Origin of the sequence: Emticicia sp., assembly GCF_049241225.1 — a bacterium.
Lineage (GTDB): Bacteria > Bacteroidota > Bacteroidia > Cytophagales > Spirosomataceae > Emticicia.
The window spans coordinates 2,339-9,170 of sequence record NZ_JBMLRC010000260.1 but is presented as its reverse complement, the minus strand read 5'-3'; the positions used below and the strand labels follow the sequence as shown (position 1 = coordinate 9,170).

Annotated in this window: 8 protein-coding genes; 6 read left to right on the top strand and 2 right to left on the bottom strand. The window is 39.6% G+C overall.

The genetic code is table 11. The features are described 5' to 3' along the window. Window positions 1-76: 76 nt before the first annotated feature. The 3 genes from ACOVO2_RS14055 (at window position 77) to ACOVO2_RS14045 (ending at window position 2,870) form a co-directional block, all read left to right on the top strand. Window positions 77-1,390: a M20/M25/M40 family metallo-hydrolase gene (locus ACOVO2_RS14055; protein ID WP_421770587.1), complete on the top strand. Its 1,314-nt coding sequence runs from the start codon at window positions 77-79 to the stop codon at window positions 1,388-1,390. Window positions 1,391-1,521: 131 nt separating this feature from the next. Then, on the top strand, window positions 1,522-2,067 hold the full coding sequence (locus ACOVO2_RS14050) for a hypothetical protein (protein WP_421770586.1): 546 nt from the start codon (window positions 1,522-1,524) through the stop codon (window positions 2,065-2,067). A 170-nt stretch (window positions 2,068-2,237) separates the two neighbouring features. Further along, a complete protein-coding gene (locus ACOVO2_RS14045; protein ID WP_421770585.1) occupies window positions 2,238-2,870 on the top strand; it encodes a hypothetical protein in 633 nt (210 codons plus the stop codon). 128 nt (window positions 2,871-2,998) lie between these two features. Here the strand turns inward: ACOVO2_RS14045 and ACOVO2_RS14040 are convergent, their stop codons facing one another. After that, the gene (locus ACOVO2_RS14040) at window positions 2,999-3,598 is read right to left on the bottom strand and encodes an NAD(P)H-dependent oxidoreductase (RefSeq protein ID WP_421770584.1); all 600 of its coding nucleotides are present in this window, start codon (window positions 3,596-3,598) and stop codon (window positions 2,999-3,001) included. Window positions 3,599-3,693: 95 nt separating this feature from the next. Between ACOVO2_RS14040 and ACOVO2_RS14035 the strand changes: the two genes are divergently transcribed. Then, complete coding sequence (locus ACOVO2_RS14035) at window positions 3,694-4,059, top strand: winged helix-turn-helix transcriptional regulator (RefSeq protein ID WP_421770583.1); 366 nt, start codon at window positions 3,694-3,696, stop codon at window positions 4,057-4,059. Here ACOVO2_RS14035 and ACOVO2_RS14030 read toward each other — a convergent pair. Beyond that, a complete protein-coding gene (locus ACOVO2_RS14030; RefSeq protein WP_421770582.1) occupies window positions 4,041-4,964 on the bottom strand; it encodes a winged helix-turn-helix domain-containing protein in 924 nt (307 codons plus the stop codon). The two genes, ACOVO2_RS14035 and ACOVO2_RS14030, sit on opposite strands and share 19 nt — an antisense overlap. 232 nt (window positions 4,965-5,196) lie before the next feature. Between ACOVO2_RS14030 and ACOVO2_RS14025 the strand changes: the two genes are divergently transcribed. Next, a complete protein-coding gene (locus ACOVO2_RS14025; protein WP_421770581.1) occupies window positions 5,197-5,739 on the top strand; it encodes a hypothetical protein in 543 nt (180 codons plus the stop codon). An 8-nt stretch (window positions 5,740-5,747) separates the two neighbouring features. Further along, the coding region (locus tag ACOVO2_RS14020; RefSeq protein ID WP_421770580.1) for a ligand-binding sensor domain-containing protein at window positions 5,748-6,832 on the top strand (1,085 nt) is incomplete at its 3' end.

The window sequence follows — 6,832 nt, the reverse complement described above, 5'->3', positions numbered from 1 at the left end:
CAAAAACCAAAAATCCTAACAACTACTTGCTGAAAAATCACTAAATTGGCGTTCACTTTCAATAAACTAAACATCTATGAAAATATCTTTAAGTATAAGCATTGTTTTGTGTGTATTCTTTGCCTCGTTCGAGAACGCCTTTTCGCAAGAAGATGAAGCGGGCAAAACTGGCAAAATTGCTCCTGAGTATCAGAAAGAAATTGCCCAATTGGCTCAAAACAAGCAAATTCAAGCCGCTTTTCAGGTCATTTTATCAGAAAATAAGCGAAACCGAGAAAACCTAATTATGCTCAACGAAATTCCTGCTCCGCCATATAAGGAAGAGAAAAGAGCGGCTCGTTTTGCGGCTATGCTCAAAGAAGCAGGAGCCGATTCGGTCTGGATTGATAAAGTTGGTAATGTAATAGCCCTACGCAGAGGCAAAAACTCCAACCGTTGCGTGGGTTTTGATGCCCACCTCGACACCGTTTTTCCCATCGAAACTGATGTAAAAGTAAAATTCAAAGGCGATACGCTTTACGCCCCTGGCATTGGCGATAATACTCGTGGTTTGATTTTACTGCCTTCTATTCTGAGAGCAATGGAAGCCGCAAAAATCGAAACTCAAGCCGATGTTTTATTTATCGGAACTGTCGGCGAAGAAGGACTTGGCGATTTACGTGGCGTAAAATACCTGTTCAATGGAGAAGGCCGAAAAATAGATTCTTGGATTGCGGTCGATGGCGGAGAAATCAGCCGAGTAAATACCATGGGGCTTGGTTCATATCGCTACCGAATCACTTTCCGTGGGCCGGGCGGACACTCGTGGGGAGCATTTGGCTTGGCAAATCCACAGCACGCTTTGGGTTCTGCTATTCATTATTTCTCTACTGCGGCCGATAAATACACCAAATCGGGTGCCAGAACCAGCTACAATGTAGGCCGTATCGGTGGCGGAACGTCGGTGAATTCGATTGCGTTTGAATCTTGGATGGAAATTGATATGCGTTCGGAGTTTCCTGACAACCTCAACCAAGTCGATGCTATTTTGAAGGCTTCAGTAAAAAAAGCTCTCGACGAACACAACGCCATGAAACGCATGGGCCCAGCCCTAACGGTGGATATTGTAAAAATCGGCGACCGTCCATCAGGTGAATTACCCGAAACTCTTCCATTGATTCAAAAAACGATGGCAGTTTCTTCATTTTTTGGCGAAACTCCCCAAATCACTCGTGGTTCAACCAATTCAAATATTCCGATTTCAAAAGGAATTCCAGCCGTTACGATTGGCCGAGGTGGCAAAAGCGGCAACGCTCACTCGCTCAACGAATGGTGGTACGATTTTGAAGGTCATAAAGCCATTCAAGCAGCTTTGCTTACTTTAGTTGCCGAAGCTGGTTTGGCGAAATAAAATTTAAAATAGCAATCTATTCGTTGAAATTTTCAGCGAATGGATTGCCAAATTTTCATTATCAAACACAACAATTCACTTAATACGTATTACCAACTTTTTAATAATAATTAATTTAAATCTACCATCCAATGAAAAAACACAACATCCTCGCAGGATTATTCCTTTTATTGTCTCTCACAACTTTTGGACAAGATTTGGCAGGCCGAAAAATCATAAACGGCTCATTATCAGCAAACATCATCAGTTCAAGCAGCCTTACAGCTACCTCTATTGGAAGCTCTCTTTTGTACGGAAAAATCAAAAGCGATAATACGTACTGGGCCTATGGTGGAAGTTTCTTTGTTGTATCCAATAAGGTAGACAACCCTAATATAGTTATGGTTGGGCCAGCCATTGAGCGTGGGAAATTCGTCAAAATCATTGATAAGCTCTACCTTGCCCCATACATTGGAGGTTCCGCTCAAGGTATTTTTGGCGAAACTCAGGGTTTTAATATCAGCATCTATGCTTCACCTCTAAGATTTATGTATCCAATCACCAATCATTTTATGATAAGTGCGGGGTTTGGTTCAGCAAGTTTACTTTTTAATCGAATAGAAGGTGCAACGATTATTAATCTAAATGGTTCACTGACCAATAACACAAACTTCGGCGTATTTTATACATTCAAGTAGCCTTATTGTGGCTAAATCTGGCATGCCTCGCCTGTTTGGGGCATGTCAGATTTCGCAGATTTATTCCGTTAGGATATAGTTTATTCCGTTTATACATCTACGTTTGTTGTAGCATCTTCAAAAATTTAAATTTACATTGTTCAGCCCCTAAAAAACTGAATAAAACTTAGATGCTAAAAAAGTACTTTGTTCTGATAGGAATCACGGCTTCATTATTGTTGCTTTTCATCGCCATGATGGTTTACCCTGGCGGCTCGATGTTCGATAAAAACTCGGTTGGCTTCGACCTAACAAAAAACTTTATCAGTAATCTTTTTGGGGCAAAAGCTGTGAATGGCTCTGACAACCCAGCAAGATATTGGGCAGATGCAGGAATGATTATGCTTGCGGTGAGTTTTGCGATATTTTTTATGAGGTTCTCGGAGAAAATTCCACAAAAAAGTGCCGCAAACGTCATAAAATATGCGGGAGCGGGCGGAATGATTTTTATGTTTCTAATCGTTACTCCGCTGCACGACGTCATGGTTACGATAGCCAGTACATTATTTCTCCTAAGCATTTTTTATATCACGGTTTTTATCCTCAAATCAAAGCTGCATGGCTTCAAAGTTTTGTGCGTTATGAGTATGCTGATTTTTTATTTTACATTATATCTCTACGGTTCGGGAAGTTTTACTTACTTGCCTATCATGCAGAAAGTCACGACGCTCAATATGATAATCTTGATTTTATTGCTTGAATATTTTACTACGAAAGAAGATTTTGAGCATATTCTTAACTCATCGAAATCCAACGATAAATAGTGGTAGAGCCATGTAATATTTGTAGTAGTCGAAAAAAAGCACATCACACCGAAGCATATGGCGGCATGATGTAACTTTATTTGATACATTGACTAAGGAAGTATTTAGCATCTATGGTGCTTTTTCATCTACACCAATTCTACCACATTTTCTAAAGCCAAGCGAGTCTTTGGCTTCACAGAAGGCTGGTTGGTATCTTCGGCAGCTCTGTATCCAATGGCTACTGCAAAAAGCGTTGTATAACCTTCAATCTTCAAAATTTTGTCATATTCTTCGGTTTTGATTCCTTCCATTGGTGTCGAATCAATGCCTAAGGCTGCACACGCCGACAAGAAAAAACCTAACGAAAGATACACCTGATGCCCAAACCAAGCCTTGATTTCGGCTTCGGGTTTTGGCTTGATAAACTGATTGAAATACCCTACCGCTCCTTCGGGCAAATTTTGCTTGATTTGCTGCTCGAATTTCTCCACATCATCAATCGCACTGAAAACTACCACGTGGCTTGCATCTTTGATTTTTGGTTCGTTGAAAAACGAAACACTTGCCAATTCGTTTTTGAGTTTTTCGTCAGAAATCATTGTAAATTTCCACGGTTGACTATTAATTGATGAAGGGCTTAAACGCAAAACCTCCATGAGTTGATTAATTTTCTCTTCCGAAATTTTCTCATTCGGGTTATACTTTTTAGTAGTGTAGCGGCTTTCAGCCAACGCTAAAAAATCCATTTTCTTTTGGTTTAAATTAAACTATCATTTTTATAGTTGCAAAACTAAGTATAGTAGATTAACTTTGCAATAACGGTCAAAATGTATAGTATAAAATGTATTTGATAGACAACAAAGAATATCCGTGTAGTACGAGCCTGACGATGAAGTATATAGGCGGGAAATGGAAGTCGGTTATTTTGATTCATTTGCTTCAAAAAAAGCGATACAATGAATTAAGGAAAGAATTACCGATGGTTACGGAACGAACGCTGAGTTTACAACTCAAAGAATTAGAAGCCGATGGACTGATTATCCGTACGGTTTATACATCCAAACCACCATTGAAAGTAGAATACGAATTGACCGACTTCGGGAAAACACTTATTCCGCTACTTAAAGCCATTGCTGAGTGGGGAAAAGAAGCCGCTCAAACCAACGAAAATATAAGTGTGGTGAGCTGTCAGACCTCCAGTTTGTAGCCTTTGCCATGAATATTGGTGAGCTTTACGGCAGGGTCTTGCTCCAGTTTCTTGCGGAGTTTCGAGATAAACATATCCAGACTTCGGCCTACAATTACGCCCTCATCTTCCCAAACCTCTTTTTGTAGGCGATTACGGTCAACGATTTGGTTGAGGTTGCTCGCAAAAATGCTCAGCAGTTTAGCCTCTTTGATGGTGAGCGGGATTTTCTCCGATTCAAATACCAACAATAATTCTTCGGGCAAAAACTCGTACTGCCCAATTTTAATCGTGGCTTTATTTACCGAAGGTTCTTCAATAATTTCTTTCGCAGGAAGGTCTGTTTTTCTGAATCGTTGAGCAACAAAAGCGATTAGCCCGACACCGAGCAAACCAAGCCCCAACAAGTAGAGATGCTTACTAATCCAGCTTGATTCTTCAAATTTTATATTGATACAATACCGTTTGCTGGGTTGCTGACGCCCCAAGCACGGCACAATATTTTTTTGATTTACGCCTAAAACTGCATAGCCAAAAATTACTTTTGAGGTATTACATTCGATAACATTCACGATGTAATTACGTGGTAAATCATTACTCGAAATTACTCTGTCGATGATACGCACCAACGAATCGGGCTTGAACGTAAAGCTACTTTCAAACGGAATCTCAAACTCATTTTCAGCCAAACGATTGATAGGCAACACCGTCGAGGTGGTATCGCCCGTGTAACGTAGTACTCGGTTGGAAATTTCACGCATGATGATTATCTCCTTTGCCGCTTCAAAATCGCTCTTATCCGATTTCTCTGCCACAAACGAAACAATCGTAAAAAGTAAACAACCTACGATGAAAAAAGGAAGAATTTTTGATTTCATAAACAAAAATAAACAATCTGCACCACAAATAATTGCTTTTACAATCATTTTACAAGTCGTTTACAGTCTATTTACAAGGCTTTTAGCAATTTTATGCTTTCAAGCCAGTAGATTTGTCGAAAATCTGATGATTAGTTCAACGTACTTTTACTGCATAAACTTTAAAAGGAAATGTAGTGTCCGATAATTAAAAAAACAAATCAGATATTGTCACGCATAGAGACAAGGCATGCCTTGTCTCTACAACGCAATCACATTATTAATTAAACATACAAAAATTATGAAAAAACTCATTTATGTGCTGCTCTTGCCTCTGGTTGTGGTAGGCGGACTGGTATTTGCCAATCGTGAAATTAAAAACGAAACTCCTAAAAAAACGCCTCCAAAGCCCCCTACCGCTGCTGAAATGAAAGCTGTAAGGAAACAATGGGAGGCATCGCCAGATGGTGTAATGTTCAAAAAATGGGAAGCATCCGATGCAGGTAAAAAAGTGTATGCCAGCGAAGCAAAAATAAGAAAACAGATAAGTACTTTTACCAATATGGAGGCGGTTATCACCTCTCTTTCGCTTCCTGAAGGCTCAAGAGTAGGATTTGGAGTGATGGCCAATATAAACGGTGAGGATTTTATTCTCAGTTTTGGACCGCTAAAGTCTAACGAATTTCAACAATTGCAAAGCCTGAAAGTCAACGACAAAATACTTGTCAAAAGTCATTTTGTATCGCACGCCCCTAAGTACACTTATCCAATTGTTTCGGGCGACTATGTAGAACGAGATAGTAAAATAATCTATAACCGTCCGCCACGCAAAGGTGGTTGTTGAGAAAATAAATGATGAAATACATTCAAATTTACGCTTTGTTCGTGATAGCTGCTTTTTGCACTTCGTGTAACGGACAAGTGAAATCAAACGAATCAAAACCGATTCCTAAAATAATCAGAAACTTTAAGCCTGCTGCTTTAGTCCCTGATTTTGACACAACATTGGTTAGTCAGTACATCAGGAGTATTTTTCAGGATTCAAAAGGAAATTTATGGTTTGGTACGCTAGGCGATGGAGTTGTAAAATATAATGCTTCGACTTCGCTCAGCACGAGTGTATCAACTTTGACTTATTTTTCAAATCCCGAGGGTTTTTATAACCAAACGGTTTATGCTATTAATGAAGATAAAGACGGAAATATGTGGTTTGGAACTGACCAAGGAGTTTATAAATATGATGGTAAAACCTTCAAAAATTATAATCAAAAAGATGGACTAAATCATGTAGATATAACTCGAAAAGGCATTTTAGTTGATAAATCGGGCAATATTTGGGTAGGTACTCATGGAGGAGTTTACCGATATGACCCAGTGGCAGATAACGAAGGCAGAAAAAGTTTTTCCTTTTTCGAAGAGTTGGGTAAACTAAATATTGCAGGCATCATGGAAGACAAAGATGGAAACATTTGGTTTGCTTCTTCGGATAGAGGTGTCTTTTGTTTCGACGGAAAAACAATTACGAATATTGCCGAAAAAGTAACTTTGGGAGGGAATTATGCTGGCGGTTTAGCACAAGATAAAGCTGGAAATATGTGGTTTACGATGAAAAACGGCATTTGTAAATATGACCCCTCGGACAAAACTTTCACCGAATACACCTCCAAAGATGGATTAGGCGGCACCGAATTTTGGGGGATTTACGTAGAAGAGTCGGGCATTATTTGGGTAACAGCACGAGGTAACACCACCCGATTCGACCCTTCGATTCCTTTACCAAACCCAAAAGCATTTAAGGTTTTCACGCCAGCCGATGGCCTAAATTGTTGTGTTCAAAGTATGTTTCAAGATAAAGATGGTAATATGTGGTGGGGAACAGGGCAAGGTCTTTATCGATTCGACGGCACTCGTTTTTATCAAGTCAAGCAAACTGGCCC